At 60.3% G+C, this 19,704-nt stretch carries 16 protein-coding genes; 7 read left to right on the plus strand and 9 right to left on the minus strand.

The window, feature by feature from the left end; translation table 11 throughout:
- Positions 1–65: 65 nt before the first annotated feature.
- Positions 66–1,091: a LacI family DNA-binding transcriptional regulator gene (locus J5M57_RS08300; protein WP_347709573.1), complete on the minus strand. Its 1,026-nt coding sequence runs from the start codon at positions 1,089–1,091 to the stop codon at positions 66–68.
- Between the two features lie 241 nt (positions 1,092–1,332).
- Here J5M57_RS08300 and J5M57_RS28925 point away from each other — a divergent pair, with 241 nt between their 5' ends.
- From J5M57_RS28925 to J5M57_RS08310, 3 genes are all read left to right on the plus strand, one after another.
- Positions 1,333–2,166, plus strand: coding sequence for a hypothetical protein (locus J5M57_RS28925; protein WP_243435250.1), 834 nt, complete (start codon positions 1,333–1,335; stop codon positions 2,164–2,166).
- Between the two features lie 156 nt (positions 2,167–2,322).
- Positions 2,323–4,446, plus strand: coding sequence for a hypothetical protein (locus tag J5M57_RS08305; RefSeq protein ID WP_243435249.1), 2,124 nt, complete (start codon positions 2,323–2,325; stop codon positions 4,444–4,446).
- A 251-nt stretch (positions 4,447–4,697) separates the two neighbouring features.
- Complete coding sequence (locus J5M57_RS08310) at positions 4,698–7,145, plus strand: autotransporter outer membrane beta-barrel domain-containing protein (protein WP_207849445.1); 2,448 nt, start codon at positions 4,698–4,700, stop codon at positions 7,143–7,145.
- Between the two features lie 55 nt (positions 7,146–7,200).
- Here the strand turns inward: J5M57_RS08310 and J5M57_RS08315 are convergent, their stop codons facing one another.
- The 4 genes from J5M57_RS08315 to J5M57_RS08330 form a co-directional block, all read right to left on the minus strand.
- Positions 7,201–7,650 (minus strand): hypothetical protein, encoded by a 450-nt coding sequence (locus tag J5M57_RS08315; RefSeq protein WP_207849444.1) that lies wholly within the window; start codon positions 7,648–7,650, stop codon positions 7,201–7,203.
- Positions 7,651–7,808: 158 nt separating this feature from the next.
- Positions 7,809–8,450 carry a DUF1345 domain-containing protein gene (locus J5M57_RS08320; protein ID WP_169841773.1) on the minus strand — a complete coding sequence of 214 codons (642 nt, stop codon included), beginning with the start codon at positions 8,448–8,450 and terminating at the stop codon, positions 7,809–7,811.
- A 115-nt stretch (positions 8,451–8,565) separates the two neighbouring features.
- On the minus strand, positions 8,566–11,664 hold the full coding sequence (locus tag J5M57_RS08325) for an efflux RND transporter permease subunit (protein WP_207849443.1): 3,099 nt from the start codon (positions 11,662–11,664) through the stop codon (positions 8,566–8,568).
- Between the two features lie 15 nt (positions 11,665–11,679).
- Positions 11,680–13,086, minus strand: a complete 1,407-nt coding sequence (locus J5M57_RS08330) for an efflux RND transporter periplasmic adaptor subunit (protein ID WP_347709572.1) — start codon at positions 13,084–13,086, stop codon at positions 11,680–11,682.
- Positions 13,087–13,112: 26 nt separating this feature from the next.
- On the opposite strand from J5M57_RS08330, the gene J5M57_RS08335 reads away from it, so the two are divergent.
- Both J5M57_RS08335 and J5M57_RS08340 read left to right on the plus strand, forming a co-directional pair.
- Positions 13,113–13,814, plus strand: a complete 702-nt coding sequence (locus J5M57_RS08335) for a response regulator transcription factor (protein ID WP_003224662.1) — start codon at positions 13,113–13,115, stop codon at positions 13,812–13,814.
- Between the two features lie 4 nt (positions 13,815–13,818).
- Complete coding sequence (locus tag J5M57_RS08340; RefSeq protein WP_207849441.1) at positions 13,819–15,120, plus strand: ATP-binding protein; 1,302 nt, start codon at positions 13,819–13,821, stop codon at positions 15,118–15,120.
- A 157-nt stretch (positions 15,121–15,277) separates the two neighbouring features.
- Here J5M57_RS08340 and pncA read toward each other — a convergent pair whose 3' ends face one another.
- From pncA to J5M57_RS08360, 4 genes are all read right to left on the minus strand, one after another.
- Complete coding sequence (pncA, locus tag J5M57_RS08345; protein WP_207849440.1) at positions 15,278–15,904, minus strand: bifunctional nicotinamidase/pyrazinamidase; 627 nt, start codon at positions 15,902–15,904, stop codon at positions 15,278–15,280.
- Between the two features lie 50 nt (positions 15,905–15,954).
- Positions 15,955–16,713 (minus strand): transcriptional regulator, encoded by a 759-nt coding sequence (locus tag J5M57_RS08350; RefSeq protein ID WP_207849439.1) that lies wholly within the window; start codon positions 16,711–16,713, stop codon positions 15,955–15,957.
- A complete protein-coding gene (locus J5M57_RS08355; RefSeq protein ID WP_232519489.1) occupies positions 16,710–17,168 on the minus strand; it encodes a sigma-70 family RNA polymerase sigma factor in 459 nt (152 codons plus the stop codon). The genes J5M57_RS08350 and J5M57_RS08355 overlap by 4 nt, the downstream gene beginning before the upstream one ends.
- Before the next feature lie 90 nt (positions 17,169–17,258).
- A complete protein-coding gene (locus tag J5M57_RS08360) occupies positions 17,259–17,792 on the minus strand; it encodes a tetratricopeptide repeat protein (RefSeq protein WP_064587461.1) in 534 nt (177 codons plus the stop codon).
- A 175-nt stretch (positions 17,793–17,967) separates the two neighbouring features.
- On the opposite strand from J5M57_RS08360, the gene J5M57_RS08365 reads away from it, so the two are divergent.
- Both J5M57_RS08365 and J5M57_RS08370 read left to right on the plus strand, forming a co-directional pair.
- Positions 17,968–18,741, plus strand: a complete 774-nt coding sequence (locus J5M57_RS08365; RefSeq protein ID WP_207849438.1) for a class I SAM-dependent methyltransferase — start codon at positions 17,968–17,970, stop codon at positions 18,739–18,741.
- Between the two features lie 149 nt (positions 18,742–18,890).
- Positions 18,891–19,703, plus strand: coding sequence for a crotonase/enoyl-CoA hydratase family protein (locus tag J5M57_RS08370; protein ID WP_064587463.1), 813 nt, complete (start codon positions 18,891–18,893; stop codon positions 19,701–19,703).
- The last annotated feature ends 1 nt before the right edge of the window (position 19,704 follow it).

Genomic DNA, 19,704 nt, shown 5'->3' on the forward strand with positions numbered 1-19,704 from the left:
CACTCCTACATTTGGAATGCGCTCCTCCTGTAGGAGTGAGCCTGCTCGCGATGGCGCCAAAACAGTCACCGCAAAGATCCCTGGGTAGAACCGCGCTCAACCAGCACCGGCGCAAAATCCAGCCTGCGCACCGCCTCGACATCCCCGCGCAAGCGCTTGAGCAGACACTCAAACGCCCGCGCGCCAATCTCGGTCGTCGGCTGGGCGAGGGCAGTAATCCCGCTGCCCACCAACGGGTACCAGTCCAGATCATCCAGCGCAATCAACCCGACATCCTCAAACAACCGGCAGCCGATTTCGCGCAAGGCCAGGGTGCAGGCCAGCGCCGCCACGCCATTGGCGCAGAACAGGGCTTTTGGGCCGTTCGCCGGTTGTTTTAAAAAGCGTTGAAGTTGAATCGCGAGTTCAGCGCCGGTTTCCAGTACCGCCCCGGTCAACCCGGAGCGCCGGGCAATCTGCGTCTGAAAACTGCTGACCCGCTCGATGCGCGAACTGGTGCCGTCATACGGTTCGGTCACCAGCAACACATCGCGGTAGCCGCGCTGCTCAAGGTGCGTCAGGGCCATCTCGACAGCCTGCGGATTGTTCAGTCCGACCATGTCGCTGTCGAGGCCATCCACTTTGCGATCCACCAGCACCAGCGGCATTTCCCGGTGCAATTGGTGTAACTCGTCACGGTGATGGCCCAGGGTGTTCACGATCAGCCCTTCGATGTTGTACGAGCGCAACAGCGCCAGGTGCTGGCGCTCTTGCTCGTCATCGCGGTCGGTGTTGCACACCACCAGGCTGTAGCCGTGCCGGCGGCAGGCGGTTTCCATCCCGTGCATCACGGCAATTGAATAAGGGTTGCGGATATCGGCCACTAGCATGCCGATCAGGCGCGTGCGGCCGCGTTTCAGGCCACGGGCCATCTGGTTGGGGCGGTAACCGAGTTCGGCAATCGCCTGTTCGATGCGCAAGGCAATGGCATCGGAGAGCAGGGCACGGTCGTCGCCGATAAAGCGCGAAACGCTGGCCTTGGACACGCCAGCGTGTTCGGCGACGTCGAGCATGGTGACACGGCTGCGCTGGGCGGCGGAGAAATCGTTCACGGTTGAAAAAGCCTTTTTATTGGAATTGTTCGAGTCAGCGCGGCAAGTCTGAAACCGGTTTCAGATAACCGCATTCGCCATCGCCTCGTCAAGCCCGAGAACACCTGAATCAGAAACAGCGGAAGCTCAATTCCGACCAGCGGTCATCAAACCTGTCAGATCTGACAGTAGGCGAAAGCGGGGTTACTGCGTTTAATTCCTGCCGTAGCAAAGTGTTTTTTACGCCTCTGGAGAACAGTGGATGAGCGCCAAAAAATCCATCGGGACATTCGCCTTGCAGTTGACCATCGACGGGGTCGGTGCCGACAGAGTGTTGCCTCTGGATGCACATATCAACGGCGTCACACTGCGCATCCCGCCGTGGGTTGCACCTTCGGTCATCCCGGGCCGAAGTGATCTGCTGGAGATCTGGATACTTGAGCCAGGGGCATCCTCCGAGACGCGTTTCTACAACAACCTGTTTCCGGTGCCAGTGGTCTTTCCGGGCCCGATCCACCTCCCTGCGCAGTACTTGCAGCAAACAGGTGACATCACGTTGAGGTACAGGGTGACCTCCGGCGATACCGGTAATGAAGATGACTCGCTGCCGCAAGTGTTCACCCTCAAGCGCCAGGTCCCGGTCAATCTGAAAGAACCGGTTTTTCCGAATGCAACCCTGTGGGGTTACTTCAACTGTTACACGTCACCGGCGATCTGGGTGAAGGTGGTCGTTCGAGTGCCGGCGCAACCGGGAAAATTCCTCGCTAATGATGTTTGTGAACTGTATTGGGAGGGTTTCACGAGCCTCAACGGCCCCGTAAAGGACACCAAACCTCCGTACGCAGTCCTCAATGCCATTCCCGGTACCGCGTTGCGCTTGCCAAAAAAACTGACACAACAGGAAGCCACCTCACCCCAAGGGTTCGATTTCCCACTCGACACTAGCTACTACGTCCAATACATCAAACCGATCGAATATGGATCTGCGATGTGCACCTACACCCACTACCGAAACGGTGTTGCGCTGGCCAGTTCATATCCGGAAATCGTGAAGATCGACAGGCGCATTTCCGGTAGTTCACCTTGCGGTCCTTGAATCAAGCAGTCCGAAAAAAGCCGTTAAAAGCGATAGATCCAACAAAACGTTGGCAGAACGTCAATCCCAGGAACATGCAGCCTGCAGTCGCGAAATTATTCATTGGGAAACAGCGTTGATGGTTCAACAACACACTCATCGATGGAGTTCACGAACATGAATATGCAGGTTAAAACGGGTGGTGCCCTGGCGTTGCCGCCAACGATTGTGGGACTGGTTTCAGGTGATCGCCTGTCCTATCAACAAATGGAAGTCGATCGCAAGGTCGTATTTCAGTTGGCCGATGTGGACGACAAAACACCCTCTGGCGCTCATAGAATCGAACTGCTGGTATATCCAGCGGGGTACACGCCCGTAGAGTTCGACCCTACTTATTTAGTATTGACACAGTTGAAAGCCAGCCAGCCAGGAGGCGACTGGTCTTTTCCGGTCGATTTTGAGTTGACTGGTCCTGCTCTCAATACCTTGGTAGACAAGTTCGATCCAGCGGGTAAATACGCCGAATATGGCGCGGCGTTCATTATTTATGACGAGTTTGACAACCCCGACCTCTCTCAGCCGACGCTTCGGTTCTTCCGAGACCGGACCGCCCCCTGGCAGCGCCAGCCCGGCACCGGCAACGGCACCGGCAATCGGCCGCCGCTGGTCAGCCAGACAGGTTTGCCAACTGTCATCGACGACAACTGGCTGAATGATCCGAACAATGCGGGCGGCTTGGACATCCCCATTTCAACGGCCTGGATAAATTTCGAAGCTGGCATTGATCGGATCAACTTCTTCATCTCCCTGCTCACGACATTCACCGGCATGCAGGGTGAGGGCGCCATCGTCGCAGATTTCCCGGTGCCGGCTAGCGGCGTTATCAATATCCCACTGTCCGCTCTGCAAGCGTTGAAGGATGGCGCGTACTTTTACTCCTACAACCTCAAGGATGACCCGGGCAATATCAGCAATAACTCGGCCATTACGCTGCTGTTCAATCGGGTCAGCGCACCGGCCCCGGTACTGGGCATTCCAAGGATTCCGGTTACCGGTACCAACGGCCAGACGCCCATTACGTTCGCGTCATTCAGACCTGATCCAGATGCAGTGGTAATGGAGATCGATTTCCCGCTCCATTCGCTGGAGAAAGACCGGATCTTGCCGCATATCATGGATTCGAACGGCAATGTCTATGATCTGCCGGAACAGGAAATTCCAGCGCCAGGCACTCCGGGGCCGCTGAAATTCAAGACTGATTACGCTTTCTGGGCGATCGTCTTCGGTGACCCTAACCGGGATACCGAAGAGCCGTTCGAGTATTGGTACGAATTGATTCGCCCGACAATTCCCGCGAATCCGGTTTCCACGCCGCAACAATTTGGCACAGTCGACTTTTCATACGCCGGGCCGGAGCAGCCGAACCTTCCTGATCCGGAAAACCCCAATATCAATCCGGTGGCTGTTCAGGGTGGCGGCACGCCTGTACCCGCGCCCAACACGCTTGGCCCGGCGCAGGCCGGTCTTGACGCAACCATGATCTGGAACTTGTGGACGGATCCTCTGCGGCCGATTACCGGTCGAGAAATCGTCACGTTCTACTACGAGGGCGAACAAGTGGGAACGCCCGTGGGCGTACAGGCTGGCGCGACGACGGTCACCACGATACTGCCCTGGGCCACGATTCTCGCGAAAGGGAACGGCACCGGTGCCACGGCACGCCGAGCCCACATCGTTGTCTCGTACCCCGGCAGTGCAAACCCGATGACGCAGACACCTTTCACACCGGTCAACGTGACAGCGGTCGTGATCAATCTGCCGGCACCGAAGATTGTTGTTTCGGCGTTCAGAACCGCCACCGGGACCGTGGTTCCCGAGCGTTTGGCGACGTCCATCAACTGCCCGAGCCTGGATCACCCGGCAGTCGCGAACGGACCGATGCCACCGTATGCGGCTACACGCAGACTGCGGATCAGGGTTGAGCGGGATGTCAACATCCCGTCGGGGGCAACGGTTGCGTTCAAATTTGAAGGACGGACAACCAACGGAGCTGGCGGGGCGGTGATACCCAACACTCCGTTCACAGATTCCAAACCCATGCCAGCAACGGGTCCTCTGGAGTTTGATGTGCCGTACGCCAATATCCGTCCGGTCCAGTTGCCAAGCCCCGGCCCTGGTCAGCGCCCGGCGACTCAATACGCGTACATCGAGTATGAGGTCAACGGCGTAAAAGCGTCGGTCATCGTCGCTGTCGCGCTCCTGAACTCGAGCCTGGTGTATTGCGAACAGAACCGTCCTTGATGGTAGATCAACAGTACTTCGAGTGAAGTTTCCTCCGATGGGGACGGCAGTCAAACCGTCCCTATCGGAGGAGTCGAAGTCAGATACGGGGTCTCTTACGAGACAAGGGGATAAATCGTACGAAGATGGAGATTAGTCCTACATATCCCTCGGAAAGACATCCGTAGTCTGGCGGCCGCTTCAGTTCCGACTTGCAACGTGTTGAGTCGGGCACTCGTTCCTCACGGAATGTAATCGAGTAGGACTCAACCATGTCGCCAAAACTGTACAGCCCGTTTCAGAAAACCTCGATCGGCCTAGGGGTCTTGACCCTGCTGCCTCTATTCATGAATTCGCCGCTGACCCAGGCGGCTACCGTTCCGGCGGGTACCACTCTTGCCATTGACGGCACGACGCCGGTGCAATCCTGGCAACTTCAAAACAACGCCATCCTGAACGCCACCAATGCCACGACACTGGAAATGACCAGCACTGCCGGTGGCTTGATCAATCTGACGGGCTCGAATGTCAGCGCTGCAGCAGGCTCGGGGATTTTCCTGACCAACGCCAGCGCAACCCTGGACAACTCAAGGGTGACCAGCGCCACCGGCGCAGGTATCTCGGCGGTACGAACCCCCAACAGTGTGGGTGGATCGAGCGTGGCGCTGCGTAATGGTTCTGTTGTTCGAGGCTTGACGGGGGGCATTGCGGGCAACCGATTCAGCGTCATCAGCCTGCAAAACTCCACCGCCGAAGGCACTGGCTCCAACAGCTTCGGTATCAGGATGCTGGAAGGCTCGCTGTCGGCCTCCGGCAGCACCATCACCGGCGGCCTTAATGGTGTGACGGTTGGCACTGACACTCAGGTGACCGCCGTTGTCCCGACCAAAATAATCCTGGATGGCACTCGGGTCGAAGGCCAGACTGGCTCGGCACTGGTGGTCGGCATCAATGCGCCGAACTTCCCGACAGTGGCAGACATTGAAGTGCGTAACCGTTCGACGCTGGTGGCCGGCAACAACACGTTGCTTGAGGTCCGACAAGGTGCCTCGGCTGGATTGCTGGTCGACAACAGTGATTTGACCGGCAACGTTACGGTGGTTTCGGGCAGTTCCGCGAACGTCACGCTGCAGAACAATGCGTCGCTGACCGGTGACCTGCAAAACGTCACGACCGCCGTGTTGAACAACCAGGCACGCATGACCGGCAATGTGCTAGGGGCTTCGAGCGTAACGCTGGACAACGGCTCGACCGTGACCGGCAATCTGGACAATGTCGCCAAGGTGACGATCAACAATCGGAGCGTCATGACCGGTGACGTCAACGCCTCTGCCAATAGTGCTTCGAGTCTTACACTGGACAACGTTTCCACGCTTACCGGTCAAGTGAACAATGTCGCCAACTTTGCGATCAACAATCAGGCGCTATGGCAGATGACTCGCAGCCAATCGGTGAACAATCTGTCACTGGGCAATGGCGGCACGGTAGGGTTCGGCACCCCACAGCAATATTTTCAACTGAACGTCGCCAACCTGTCGGGCAACGGCACGTTCCAGATGGGCACCGACTTCAATCAGGGCCTCAGCAATCTGCTGAATATCACGGGCAGCGCCTCCGGAAACCATCAGTTGCTGGTCACCAGTTCCGGTCTTGATCCGGTCAATGACTCGTCCATCAAAGTGGTGCAGAGCGTGGCCTCAGGTGCGCAGTACGGCCTGGTGAACAACCGTGTCGATGTGGGCGCATTCACTTATCGTCTGGTGAAGGAGGGGGATGACTGGTTTCTGCAACCGGACAAGACTGTCGTCAGCACACCGACACGCGCGGCATTGGCCATTGCCGGTACAGCTCCGACAGTGACCTACGGTGAAATGGTTCTGTTGAACAATCGCATGGGTGACTTGCGGGCCAATGGCGTGCCGACCGGCGGATGGGTGCGCACGTTCGGCAGTCAGTACAGCATTGGCAATAACGCGTACGGAAACGGTTACACCCAGCAGCAGTATGGTCTGTCGATGGGTGTAGATACCCCGGTGCAGATTGCGGGCGAACGGGTATTGCTGGGTGTGTTTGCCGGTTACAGCAAGTCTGCTCTGGACTTGAGCCGAGGCAGCTCCGGGAAAATCGGCAGTACATCTCTGGGTATCTACGGCACCTGGCTGGGCGACAGCGGTTACTACCTGGATACCGTGGCCAAGCTCAATCATTACCGCAACAAGGCTGACGTAATGCTCAGTGATAACACCAAGACCAAAGGCAGTTACAACAATCTGGGTGTCAGTGCATCGGTAGAGTTCGGCAAGCACATTGATTTTGCAGATGGCTACTACATCGAGCCGTTTACTCAATGGCAAGCAGCTTCGGTGCAAGGCAAAGATTTTCATCTGGACAACGATCTGAGAGTCGATGCCGATACCACTCGATCCCTGTTGGGCAAGGCGGGCGTGACGCTGGGCCGTGGAATGAAACTGGCGGATGGCAGCGTCCTGCAACCGCATGTGCGGGTGGCTGCCGTTCATGAGTTCGTCAGAACCAACGAGGTGTGGGTCAACGACAACAAGTTCAATAATGACCTGTCCGGCACGCGCCTCGAAGTGGCCGCAGGTGCATCCTGGACCCTGAATGACCGCTGGCAGCTGCACGCGGAACTGGACACCAGCAAGGGCGACAACGTCACCAAGGACTATGGCGTGAACATGGGGGCGCATTACAGGTTCTGAGAGAGGGTCAAAAAAAGGGAAGCGTTGGCTTCCCTTTTTTGTGCCTGCGGCTGCATCACTTCAAGACTTGAAGATCTCCCTTCAACTGGAAGGTAGTGCCATCGGCGTTCTCCATCGTCACATTGAAAGCGGCCGCTACGTTCTTTTGATCGCTTGCAGGTTTGATCTCGATGTCACCTGAAATGCCTTCACTGATCGCAGTGCCGTCTTTATAGCTGACGGCTACGTCAGAACTGCTGGACAAGGCATGTTTCCCGATCGGGAAGTTTTTGGGGACAATCAGGGTCAGTTCGCGTGCCGCGTAGGTTTTGGCCTTTGTTGCCGAAGGCGGCCGATCAATGGCGGTGATCTGTACCGCATCAACTTTGTCAGGGCCGACCTTTAAGGCATCAATCAATCGGGAGGAGGCAATGAAGTCCGCGACAGGGGCTCCACTGTTGGCGAAAGCTTTTGCGGTCAAAAAATTACCGGGGGCAAAACTTGTCTGTCTGATCACAGCGTTCATGAATTGGATCTCCGTTCACTTTTGGGAAGTATCCAAAGGCCATTGGGCCCTAACTCTGGATGCATCATAAAAGCGCGATTCAGGTGATCTGTACACTGTCAGACTTGACAGGTTACAGCCCTTGAAATCTGTGAGCGAATAGCCACTTACGCCAACCTTCAGCCAAACAAACCAGCAGCAATGTTGATCGAGAAACCCAGAATCGCCGTGTTGAACACGAAACCGATCAGCGACTGTGCCAGCACGATCTTGCGTATCTCCCGCGTAGCCACACCGACATCCGCCGTCTGCACAGCCACGCCGATGGTGAACGAGAAATACAGAAAGTCCCAGTAATTGGGCGTGGTCAGGCCTTCGGCAAAGCGCAGGGCCGGTTCCTTGCCGTCCCAGGTGTAGAACAGGCGGGCGTAGTGCACGCAGAAAATGACGCCGATCAGCAGCCATGAACCGATTACGGTCGCGGCGGTAAAGCCGTAGTGAACGAGCTTGCGCGTGGTGTCCAGGTCCTTGCTGCCGGCCAGTTCGAAGGTGATGGTGGCGAGGCTGGCCAGTGCCGCGATGCACACCACAAACAGCACCAGCCCGGCGTTTTCGTCCTCGATTTCGGCGATGCGCTTGACGTCCGGAGCCTTGGCGCGAGCAGCCAGCCAGAACATCAGGATCAGGTACGTCCAGACGCCGGCATTCCAGCCGATGAGGATTTTGCTGATGATGGAATCGGCCGGGACGAGCAGGCCAGTGGCAAGGCCGAACAGGGCAGCGGCGGACAGGCGAGGGTGGGTGCGGGCGAGGAAGCGCATGGGGACTCGATGGGCCAGGGTGTTTTCACACCTTAGCCCAGCGATGCCCGGCATGACCACTGAGTTGGCTGTCCGAAGAACAATATGGGAGCTGACGACCCAGCTCCCACAGGGTTTAGTGGGGTTTGGTAAAGCGCTGCACGAGCTTCATCACCACCACAAAGAACAATGGCACAAAGATCACCGCCAGCGTCGCGGTGATCATCCCGCCGATTACCCCGGTGCCAATCGCCTGCTGGCTCGCCGAGCTGGCGCCGGTGGCGATGGCCAAAGGCACCACGCCAAGGATGAACGCCAGCGAAGTCATGACGATCGGCCGCAGACGCAGGCGTGCCGCTTGCAGCGTGGCGTCGATCAGATCGTGACCTTCGTCATACAGGCTCTTGGCGAACTCGATGATCAGGATCGCGTTCTTCGCCGACAGGCCGATGATGGTGATCAGCCCGACCTTGAAGAACACATCGTTGGGCATGCCGCGCAAGGTCACCGCCAATACGGCGCCGAGTACGCCCAGCGGCACCACCAGCAGCACCGAGGTCGGAATCGACCAGCTTTCGTACAGCGCCGCCAGACACAGGAACACGATCAACAACGACAGGCCGAGCAGGATTGGTGCCTGACTGCCGGACAACCGCTCCTGCAACGACAGACCGGTCCATTCCTGACCCAGACCTTTCGGCCCTTGGGCGACCAGACGCTCGATCTCCGCCATGGCCTCGCCGGTGCTGTGGCCCGGCGACGGTTCGCCGGAAATCGCGATGGCCGGGTAACCGTTGTAACGGGTCAACTGCGCCGGGCCCTGGGTCCATTTCGCCTGTACGAACGCTGACAACGGCACCATGTGTCCGGCGTTGTTGCGCACGTGCATTTTCAGCAGGTCATCGACCTGGCTGCGCCGATCGCCTTCGGCCTGTACCACCACCCGCTGCATCCGCCCCTGATTGGGGAAGTCGTTGATGTACGAAGAACCCACGGCGGTGGACAGTACGTTACCGATGTCGGCGAACGACACGCCCAGTGCGTTGGCCTGCTTGCGGTCGACTTCCAGCTGCACTTGCGGTGCTTCGGCCAGCGCGCTTTCACGCACGTTCATCAGCACCGGGCTTTTTTCCGCTGCCGCCAGCAGTTCGGTACGCGCCTGCATCAGCGTGGCGTGGCCGAGGCCGCCGCGATCCTGCAGACGGAACTCGAAACCGCTCGAGGTGCCGAGGCCGTCCACCGGTGGCGGTAGAACGGCGAACGCTACCGCGTCCTTGATCTGGCTCAGGGCGATGTTGGCGCGGTCGGCAATCGAGGAGGCCGAATCATCGCTGCCGCGTTCGGACCAGTCCTTGAGGGTGGTAAACGCCAGTGCGGCGTTCTGCCCGCTGCCGGAGAAGCTGAAGCCGAGAATCACCGTGCTGTCGCCGACCCCGGGTTCGCTGGCGTTGTGCGCTTCGATCTGCTCGACCACTTGCACCGTACGGTTCTTGCTCGCGCCCGGTGGCAGTTGGATGTCGGTGATGGTGTAACCCTGGTCCTCGACCGGCAGGAACGAGGAGGGCAGTCGCGCAAAGCACACACCCATGCCGATCAGCAGCACGCCGTAAATCAGCAGATAACGCCCGCTACGCTTCAACGCGTAAGCGACCCAGCCCTGATAGCGATCGGTCAGGTGTTCGAAACGACGGTTGAACCAGCCGAAGAAACCGCTTTTTTCGTGATGCTCACCCTTGGCGATCGGCTTGAGCAGCGTGGCGCACAGGGCCGGGGTCAGGGTCAGGGCAAGGAACGCCGAGAACAGGATCGAGGTCGCCATCGACAGCGAGAACTGCCGGTAGATCACGCCCACCGACCCCTGCATGAACGCCATCGGGATAAACACCGCCACCAGCACCAGGGTGATGCCGATGATCGCCCCGGTGATCTGCTTCATCGCCTTGCGCGTCGCCTCTTTCGGTGACAGGCCTTCGGTGGCCATGATTCGCTCGACGTTCTCCACCACGACAATGGCGTCGTCCACCAGAATGCCGATGGCCAGCACCATGCCGAACATGGTCAGCACGTTGATCGAGAACCCCAGTGCGAGCATGGTGGCGAAGGTGCCCATCAGCGCCACCGGCACCACCAGGGTCGGGATCAGCGTGTAGCGGATGTTCTGCAGGAACAGGAACATCACCGCAAACACCAGCAGCATCGCTTCGCCGAGGGTGTACACGACCTTGGTGATCGAGACCTTCACGAATGGCGAGGTGTCGTAGGGGATCTTGTATTCCACGCCGGCCGGGAAGTAGCGCGACAGGTCGTCCATTTTCGCCCGGATCAGCGTCGCCGTAGCCAGGGCATTGGCCCCCGGCGCCAGTTGCACACCGACGGCGGTCGACGGTTTGCCGTTCAGGCGCGTGCCGAACTGGTATTCCTGACTGCCGATTTCGACCCGCGCCACGTCACCGATGCGCACGGTGGAACCGTCCGGATTGGCCTTGAGCACGATGTCGGCGAATTCTTCCGGGGTCGACAACTGACCTTTCACCAGAATGGTCGCCGTGATTTCCTGCGCGGACGGGCTCGGCAAATCGCCAATGCTGCCCGCCGACACCTGGGCGTTTTGCGCGACGATGGCGGCGTTGACGTCGGCCGGGGTCAGGTTGAAACCGATCAGCTTCTGCGGATCGATCCAGATGCGCATCGCTCGTTCGGCGCCATACAACTGCGCCTTGCCGACACCGTCGATGCGCTTGATCTCGTTCATCACGTTGCGCGCCAGATAGTCACTGAGCGCCACGTCATCGAGTTTGCCGTCGCTGGAGGTCAGGGTGATCAGCAACAGGAAACCGGCAGAGACTTTTTCAACCTGCAAGCCCTGCTGGGTGACGGCTTGCGGCAGGCGCGACTCGACCACTTTGAGCCGGTTCTGCACGTCGACCTGAGCCAGCTCGGGGTTGGTGCCCGGCTGGAAGGTGGCCTTGATCGTTGCGCTGCCGAGGCTGCTCTGCGATTCGAAATACAGCAGGTGATCAGCGCCGTTCAACTCTTCCTCGATCAGGCTGACCACGCTTTCATCGACGGTTTGCGCCGAGGCGCCGGGGTACACGGCGTAGATTTCGATCTGCGGCGGCGCGACGTCGGGGTACTGCGCCACCGGCAATTGCGGAATGGCCAGCGCACCGGCCAACAGGATGAACAGGGCGACAACCCAGGCGAACACCGGGCGATCGATAAAGAACTGCGGCATATAAAAGCGTCCTGCTTACTGACCAGAGGTCTGGGCAAGTGGAAGAGGGGTGTCGTCGATCTGCACTTTTTCGCCGGGACGGGCGTGTTGCAGGCCTTCGATGACAATGCGGTCGCCGGGCTTGAGGCCGCCGGTGACGATCCAGCGCTCGTTCTGCACGGCGCCCAGTTGCACCGGTTGCTGCGCCACGCGCAGTTGCTCGTCGATGGTCAGCACGTGGGCCACGCCGGCGCTGTCACGCTGGATGGCGCGTTGCGGCACGGTGATACCGTGCTGAATGACGGCTTGTTCAAGGCGTACGCGGATGAAGCTGCCCGGCAACAGGTCGAGGTCCGGGTTGGGGAACTCGCTGCGCAGAATGATCTGGCCGGTGCCCGGATCGACAGTGATGTCGCTGAACAGCAACTTGCCCGGCAACGGATACAGACTGCCGTCATCCTGAATCAGCGTGGCCTTGACCTGATCCCGACCGACTTCCTGCAATTGCCCGGAACGGAAGGCGCGACGCAGCTCATTCAGTTCACGGGTCGACTGGGTGAGGTCGGCATGGATCGGATTGAGCTGCTGAATCAGCGCCAGTGGCGTGGTTTCGTTCTGCCCGACCAGCGCACCTTCTGTGACCAGTGCGCGCCCGACGCGCCCGGAAATCGGCGCGGTGACGGTGGCGTAACCCAGATTCAGCTTCGCCCGTTCCACAGCGGCTTTATTGGCCGCCACATCGGCGGCGGTTTGCCGGGCATTGGCGCGGGCGTTGTCGTAGTCCTGGGCGCTGATGGCCTTGTCGTCGATCAACTGCGCGTAGCGCTGTTCCTGCAACTTCGCCTGGAAGGCGTTGGCCTCGGCCTTGCGCAGCGCGGCTTCGGCGCTGTCGAGGTCAGCCTTGAACGGTGCCGGGTCGATGCGGAACAGCACGTCGCCCTTTTTCACGTCGCTGCCTTCGCGGTAGGTGCGTTGCAGCACCACGCCAGCCACCCGGGCACGCACTTCGGCGATCCGCGGCGCGGCGATGCGTCCGCTCAGTTCGCTGCTGATCGTCAGGGGGCGGGCCTCGATGGTTTCGATACGCACGGTGGCCGGCGGCGCTTCCTCTTCGGCCTTAGAGGACGAATCACAGGCGCCCAGCAACAGCGCCGTGGCGATCAGGCCGAGCCCGGCCAGAAGATTTTTCGACATGTACCACCCCCAATATTGAAGCCCGCATCCTACGGCCAGACGCCGAGGGTAGCGGTGAAGCTTTGTAGCCGCTGTGTGAAATTGTGTAAGGGTTTTACTCAGGTACGGGTGAGGGCGTATATCCTTTACGCCTTGAATTCTTTTGTGACGGTCAGGCCGCTTTCGCGAGCAGGCTCGCTCCCACATGGGTTTTGTGAACGACGCAAAGTCAATGTGGGAGCGAGCCTGCTCGCGAAGAGGGCCTGACATCCACCACAGCAATATCTGGACACCCCATGCCCAACATCCTCCTGGTCGAAGACGACACCGCCCTCGCCGAACTGATTTCCAGCTACCTAGAGCGCAACGGCTACTCCGTCAGCGTGATCGGGCGTGGCGACCATGTGCGCGAGCGGGCGCGGATCAATCCGCCGGACCTGGTGATCCTCGACCTGATGCTGCCCGGCCTCGACGGCCTGCAGGTCTGTCGTTTGCTGCGGGCGGATTCGGCGACGCTGCCGATCCTGATGCTCACCGCCCGCGACGACAGCCACGATCAGGTGCTGGGTCTGGAAATGGGCGCCGACGATTACGTCACCAAACCGTGCGAGCCACGGGTTCTGCTGGCTCGCGTGCGCACCTTGTTGCGCCGCAGCAGCCTCGGCGAGCCGATGACCGTCAACGACCGGATTGTCATGGGCAACCTGTGCATCGACCTGTCCGAGCGCACCGTGACCTGGCGCGAGCAACCAGTGGAGTTGTCCAGCGGCGAATACAATTTGCTGGTGGTGCTGGCCCGGCATGCCGGTGAAGTGCTGAGCCGCGATCAGATCCTGCAACGCCTGCGCGGCATCGAGTTCAACGGCACCGACCGCTCGGTGGACGTGGCGATCTCCAAGTTGCGTCGCAAGTTCGACGACCACGCTGGCGAGGCGCGCAAGATCAAGACCGTATGGGGCAAGGGTTACCTGTTCAGCCGTTCCGAATGGGAATGCTGAGCTGATGTTCAGAATCCTGTTTCGCCTGTACCTGGTGACGATTGTCTCCTACAGCGCGGCGATCTATCTGGTGCCGGATCTGGTGATCATGGCGTTCCGCGATCGTTTCATCACCTACAACCTCGACTATTCCCGTGGCCTGCAATCGCTGATCACCCGCCAGTTCCACGCGGCGCCGCATGATCAATGGCCGGCACTGGCGCAGTCGATGGACAAGGACTTCCAGCCGCTGCACATCGTCCTGGCGCGCATCGACGACGCCGAGTTCACCGCCGCCGAGCAGGCGCGTCTGCGGCGTGGCGAGAACGTGGTGCGCATCGGTGACTGGGGTTGGCGCACATTGGCCGTCACGCCGCTGAATGACGATGTCGCGGTGCAAATGGTGGTGCCGCCGGATCCGCTGGACGTCAATCTGTTGTACTGGAGCATCAACGTGCTGATCGGCGCGAGCATGCTTGCCTGCCTGCTGCTGTGGATCCGCCCGCACTGGCGCGATCTGGAACGCCTCAAAGGCGCCGCCGAGCGTTTCGGCAAGGGCCACCTGAGCGAGCGCACACAAATCCCGGCCAGTTCCAACATCGGCAGTCTGGCCAATGTCTTCGACACCATGGCCGGCGACATCGAGAACCTGCTCAACCAGCAGCGCGACCTGCTCAACGCGGTGTCCCACGAATTGCGCACGCCGCTGACCCGCCTGGATTTCGGTCTGGCCCTGGCGTTGTCCGATGAACTGCCACCCGCCAGCCGCGAGCGCCTGCAGGGGCTGGTGGCGCACATTCGCGAACTGGATGAGTTGGTGCTGGAGTTGTTGTCCTACAGCCGCCTGCAGAACCCGGCGCAATTGCCCGAGCAGGTCGAGGTGTCGCTGGACGAGTTCATCGACAGCATTCTGGGCAGCGTCGATGAAGAACTGGATTCACCGGACATCGTCATCGACGTGCTGCTGCACGGCCAGCTTGAGCGTTTTACGCTGGACCCGCGCCTGACCGCACGGGCCATCCAGAACCTGCTGCGCAATGCCATGCGCTACTGCGAGAAACGCATTCAAATTGGCGTGCAGGTCAGCCCCGATGGCTGCGGGATCTGGGTCGACGACGATGGCATTGGCATCCCGGACGACGAGCGTGAGCGGATTTTCGAGCCGTTCTATCGGCTTGATCGCAGTCGTGATCGGGCTACCGGCGGTTTCGGCCTGGGCCTGGCGATCAGCCGCCGGGCGCTGGAGGCGCAGGGCGGGACGTTGACGGTGGAGAGTTCGCCGCTGGGTGGCGCGCGGTTCCGGTTGTGGCTACCGACTGCTGCCTAGCTGAAGTGAAGGAGTAACTGTGGCGAGGGAGCTTGCTCCCGCTCGGCGGCGAAGCCTTCGCAAAACCGGCAACCGCCGCCGGGTTGCAGATCGCCTGGGGCCGCTTCGCAGCCCGGCGGGAGCAAGCTCCCTCGCCACAGGGATTGCGGTAGTTGTGTCAGATCAACTGGTTCGACTGAATCAGGCCAACCCCGGCCGTCTGCATCCGCTCCATGGCCGCCGCCAGTGATCCATTCATATCAATGGCGCGGCAGGCATCCAGCACCACGAACGTATTGAAACCCGCCGCCCGGGCATCCAGCGCCGAAAACATCACGCAGAAATCCAGCGCCAGCCCGACCATGTACACCGTGTCGACACCGCGCTCCTTCAAATAACCGGCCAGCCCCGTGGTGGTACGCCGGTCTGCCTCGAGAAACGCCGAATAGCTGTCGATATCAGGATTGCAGCCCTTGCGGATGATCAGTTGCGAGTGCGGCAGATCCAGTTCCGGGTGAAACTCGGCACCGGCGGTGCCTTGCACGCAGTGTTGCGGCCAGAGTGTCTGTTCGCCGTAGGGCAACTGAATCACGTCGTTAGGCTTGCGCCCGGGGTGACTCGAGGCAAAGGACGCGTGGCCCGCCGGGTGCCAGTCCTGGGCAATCACCACCTGTTTGAACAGGCCACCGAGGCGATTGATCAACGGCACGATCAGATCGCCTTCGGGCACGGCCAACTGGCCGCCGGGGGTAAAGTCGTTCTGCACGTCAATGACCAGCAGGGCGGTGCGGGGTGAAATCGGCATCGGTGTTTCCTCCTTGGATAATCACCCGCTCAGCATAGTGCCAACGGCACTCAGGCGCCCAGCTTGTCGATCAAGTGGCTGGCCAGGTCTTCCAGCGCCGGCGCCGGGTTGTGCCCGATCAACATCCACGCATGCTCACCTTCGGTCCAGTACACCACGTTCATCTCGTGCCGGCGTTCGTGGGCCAATGGCTGGCTGCCGCTGTTGGAGCGGGTCACGCACAACGCCAGCGGCCCATGCCTGGCGTCGAGATAGGTCAGTTGTGCAATCGGCACGCCGTCGTACTCAAGCATCTGTGCACGCTTGAGTTCCGCACCCGGCAATGTCACCCGCGCTGGCGACAGGTTCAGGCCCAACCGGGCATCCACCGCACGCAGTTGCGCGCGTTGACTGGCTTCGTCGCTTGGCAGGTGATCAAGGGTCTGTGGCACATACAGCGCCATGTAGTCGCCCACCAGAGCGCGCCAGTTATGCGATTGCTGCGCCTGCCAGGCGATAAACAGGCGATCGGCCAGGACCCCGCCGGCCAGCAGACCTGCAGCGGCCGCACCGATGAACCAGCGACGGCTCAGACCTGGGCGCTGGGGCGGTGCGATGGCGTCGAGGCGCGCCTGCAGACGGTCCAGCGGCGCCTGTTGCGCCAGTTCGTCGTAGGCTTCCTTGTACGGCAGGCTGCTGCGGTCGAGCCACTGCACGCGCAGGCTGAGCAACGGGTCGTCGGCAATCGCGCTGTCGAGTTGGCTGCGGTAGGCCGGGTCCAGCTCGTCATCGAGGTAGGCCGTCAGTTGTTCGTCGGAGGGTCTGTTCATGGGTGGTCACCTCCGGTGGCTTTCGGCACGGTTTGCAGGGGCGGGTATTCCGCCAGTTTCAGGCGCGCGGTGGCCAGGCGACTCATCACCGTACCGATCGGCACTTGCAGGATGTCGGCGACTTCGCGGTAGGACAGGCCTTCGACATACGCCAGGTACACGGTTTCGCGCTGGGCTTCGGGCAAGGCATCGACCCGGCGAATGACTTGCGCGGCCATCACATGCGTCTGCGCGGCGTATTCGCCGTCGAAGGCCAGCTGCCCGTCGGCATCGACCTGACCCGCACCCTGACGAACCCGGCGCGCGCGCACTTCGTTGAGCCAGATCGAGTGCAGGATGCTCAACAGCCAGCGATCCATGCGCGTGCCGGCCACGTATTGACCGGCACGCTCCAGCGCCCGCACACAGGTTGCCTGCACCAGATCCTCGGCCACGTGCCGATTGCGCGACAGCAGCAGACCGTAGCGCCACAGGCGCGCCAGATGCTGTCCGAGTTCTGCTCTGAATGCCTGATCGCTGACGATGATGGCCTTCCTTTATCTATTTCAGGTTTTCGATGAATCGTTGATGGCTTCGGCCAGGTCCTGGTATTCCTCGCAGGAGGTGCCGCAGATCGATTTGATTTGCTGCAACTGTTCCTGCGCCAGGTCGACGCGGCCTTTGATCACATAGGCCTCGCCGAGGTATTCCCGCACTTGCGCGTACTGCGGATCGAGTTTTACCGATTGCAGGTAATAGTGGATGCCCTCATCGGTGCGCCCCAGTTTGCGTGTGGCGTAACCACGATAGTTAAGGGCTTTGGCGGTGTTCGGTTGTTTCAGCGTGTCGAGCAGGGCCAGGGCTTCTTCGTATCGACCGTCCTTGGCCAATCTATAGGCGTAATCGGTCCGATCGGCATCCGGCACGGCGCTGCTGGTCTGCATCACGCATTTCTGCGATTTACTGTCCCAGACCTGGCCTTTGGGGCAGTTGGGTTTCTGCACGGGCGCGCTTTCATCGCCATTGGCAAACGCCATCGACGCGGACAGCGCGGTCACCAGCAGCAACGGGGCGGCGAACATAACGGAACGGATAGTCATGGGCAAGGCTCCACAGAGGGTTATGTTTCACTTTAAACACCACAGCACGGCATTTTATTCATTGCTTTGTCAGGGTCTGTTCAAGGTACGCGCAAATCGTGGCGGTATGCTCAGAAACGCCAGCCGTCCATCCAGCGCCTTGCCATGCCGCCGCGCTGACACCCGAGGAACTGCCATGAAAGATCAGGTCCATCATTGCGCTGCCGCCGGCTACAGGATTGCCGCCGATACCTACGTCAAGGGCCGCCCCGACTATCCGCCGCAAGTCAGTCAGTGGCTGACGCAGACCCTGGGCCTGGACCGTCACAAGACCGTCATCGATCTGGGCGCTGGCACCGGCAAGTTCACCGGGCGGCTGGCGGCCACCGGCGCGCAGGTGATCGCAGTGGAACCGGTGGCGCAGATGCTGGAAAAGCTCTCTGCTGCCTGGCCTGAGGTGCTGGCCGTGAGCGGCACCGCGACCGATTTGCCGCTGCCAGATACGTCGGTGGATGTGGTGGTCTGCGCCCAGGCGTTTCATTGGTTCGCCACGACGCAAGCCTTGACCGAAATTGCCCGGGTGCTCAAGCCCGGTGGCAAGCTTGGCCTGATCTGGAACCTGCGCGACACGCAAGTCAGCTGGGTGCCGAAACTCGACGCGATCGTCAATGCCCAGGAAGGCGACACCCCGCGTTATTACACCGGCCAATGGCGTCAGGCGTTCCCGCATCCGGCGTTTGGCCCGCTGCAAGTGCAGCGGTTTCACCACGGGCATACCGGCTCGCCCGAGGACGTGATTTTCAATCGGGTGCGTTCCACCAGTTTCATCGCCGCATTGCCCCAGGCGCAGCGCGACAAGGTCGATGAGCAGATCCGCGCACTGATTGCCTCGGAGCCGGCGTTGCGTGGGCGGCATGTGCTGACGGTGCCTTATGAGACGGCAGCGTATGTGGTGGTGAAGGGCGGTTAGATCGGCGGTGCAGCCCTTCGCGAGCCTGCTCGCGAAGAGGCCAGCCCTGACACTGCATCTTTCGACCAGTCCCGCATTTGGCCGAACCGCCATCGTGATGCCTTGTTATAGTTCGGGCCTCATTTTCTGCCCGGTAAAGGATCACTGCCATGTCTCAATACACCGCCTTCAGCGTCGAACTGGCCGACAACATCGCTCATGTGCAGATCAATCGTCCGGAAAAGATCAACTCGATGAACGCCGCGTTCTGGAGCGAGATCGTCGAGATTTTCCAGTGGATCGATGACACCGACGAAGTGCGGGTGGTGGTGCTCAGTGGCAATGGCAAACACTTTTCTTCCGGCATCGATCTGATGATGCTCGCCGGCGTCGCCAATGAGCTGGGCAAGGACGTTGGCCGTAATGCGCGCCTGCTGCGGCGCAAGATCCTCACCCTGCAAGCCTCGTTCAACGCCGTCGACAACTGCCGCAAACCGGTGCTGGCCGCGATTCAAGGCTACTGCCTGGGCGGCGCGATCGACCTGATCGCGGCCTGCGACATGCGCTACGCCGCCGAAGACGCGCAATTCTCGATCAAGGAAATCGACATCGGCATGGCCGCCGATGTTGGCACTTTGCAACGGTTGCCACGGATCATCGGCGACGGCATGCTGCGTGAACTGGCTTATACCGGTCGCACCTTTGGCGCCGAAGAAGCGCGCAGCATTGGCCTGGTCAATCGCGTGTACAGTGACAAGGAACTGCTGCTCGAAGGCGTGATGGACATTGCTCGCGACATCGCCGGCAAGTCGCCGATTGCGGTCACTGGCACCAAGGAAATGATCAGCTACATGCGCGACCATCGCATCGACGACGGACTTGAATACGTTGCCACTTGGAACGCCGCCATGTTGCAATCCACCGACTTGCGCGTGGCCATGGCCGCCCATATGAGTAAACAGAAACCCGAATTTCTGGATTGAG

Source organism: Pseudomonas sp. 86_A (assembly GCF_017491705.1).
Classification (GTDB): domain Bacteria; phylum Pseudomonadota; class Gammaproteobacteria; order Pseudomonadales; family Pseudomonadaceae; genus Aquipseudomonas; species Aquipseudomonas koreensis.

Excerpts from the sequence above, each read along its gene's own strand:
- J5M57_RS08335 (WP_003224662.1), top strand. The coding sequence starts at position 13,113 with ATGCCCAACATCCTCCTGGTCGAAGACGACACCGCCCTCGCCGAACTG.
- J5M57_RS08320 (WP_169841773.1), bottom strand. The coding sequence starts at position 8,450 with ATGCGCTTCCTCGCCCGCACCCACCCTCGCCTGTCCGCCGCTGCCCTG.
- J5M57_RS08330 (WP_347709572.1), bottom strand. The coding sequence starts at position 13,086 with ATGTCAGGCCCTCTTCGCGAGCAGGCTCGCTCCCACATTGACTTTGCG.
- J5M57_RS28925 (WP_243435250.1), top strand. The coding sequence starts at position 1,333 with ATGAGCGCCAAAAAATCCATCGGGACATTCGCCTTGCAGTTGACCATC.
- J5M57_RS08365 (WP_207849438.1), top strand. The coding sequence starts at position 17,968 with ATGAAAGATCAGGTCCATCATTGCGCTGCCGCCGGCTACAGGATTGCC.
- J5M57_RS08370 (WP_064587463.1), top strand. The coding sequence starts at position 18,891 with ATGTCTCAATACACCGCCTTCAGCGTCGAACTGGCCGACAACATCGCT.
- J5M57_RS08325 (WP_207849443.1), bottom strand. The coding sequence starts at position 11,664 with ATGCCGCAGTTCTTTATCGATCGCCCGGTGTTCGCCTGGGTTGTCGCC.
- J5M57_RS08310 (WP_207849445.1), top strand. The coding sequence starts at position 4,698 with ATGTCGCCAAAACTGTACAGCCCGTTTCAGAAAACCTCGATCGGCCTA.
- J5M57_RS08360 (WP_064587461.1), bottom strand. The coding sequence starts at position 17,792 with ATGACTATCCGTTCCGTTATGTTCGCCGCCCCGTTGCTGCTGGTGACC.
- J5M57_RS08340 (WP_207849441.1), top strand. The coding sequence starts at position 13,819 with ATGTTCAGAATCCTGTTTCGCCTGTACCTGGTGACGATTGTCTCCTAC.
- J5M57_RS08305 (WP_243435249.1), top strand. The coding sequence starts at position 2,323 with ATGAATATGCAGGTTAAAACGGGTGGTGCCCTGGCGTTGCCGCCAACG.
- J5M57_RS08315 (WP_207849444.1), bottom strand. The coding sequence starts at position 7,650 with ATGAACGCTGTGATCAGACAGACAAGTTTTGCCCCCGGTAATTTTTTG.
- J5M57_RS08350 (WP_207849439.1), bottom strand. The coding sequence starts at position 16,713 with ATGAACAGACCCTCCGACGAACAACTGACGGCCTACCTCGATGACGAG.
- pncA (WP_207849440.1), bottom strand. The coding sequence starts at position 15,904 with ATGCCGATTTCACCCCGCACCGCCCTGCTGGTCATTGACGTGCAGAAC.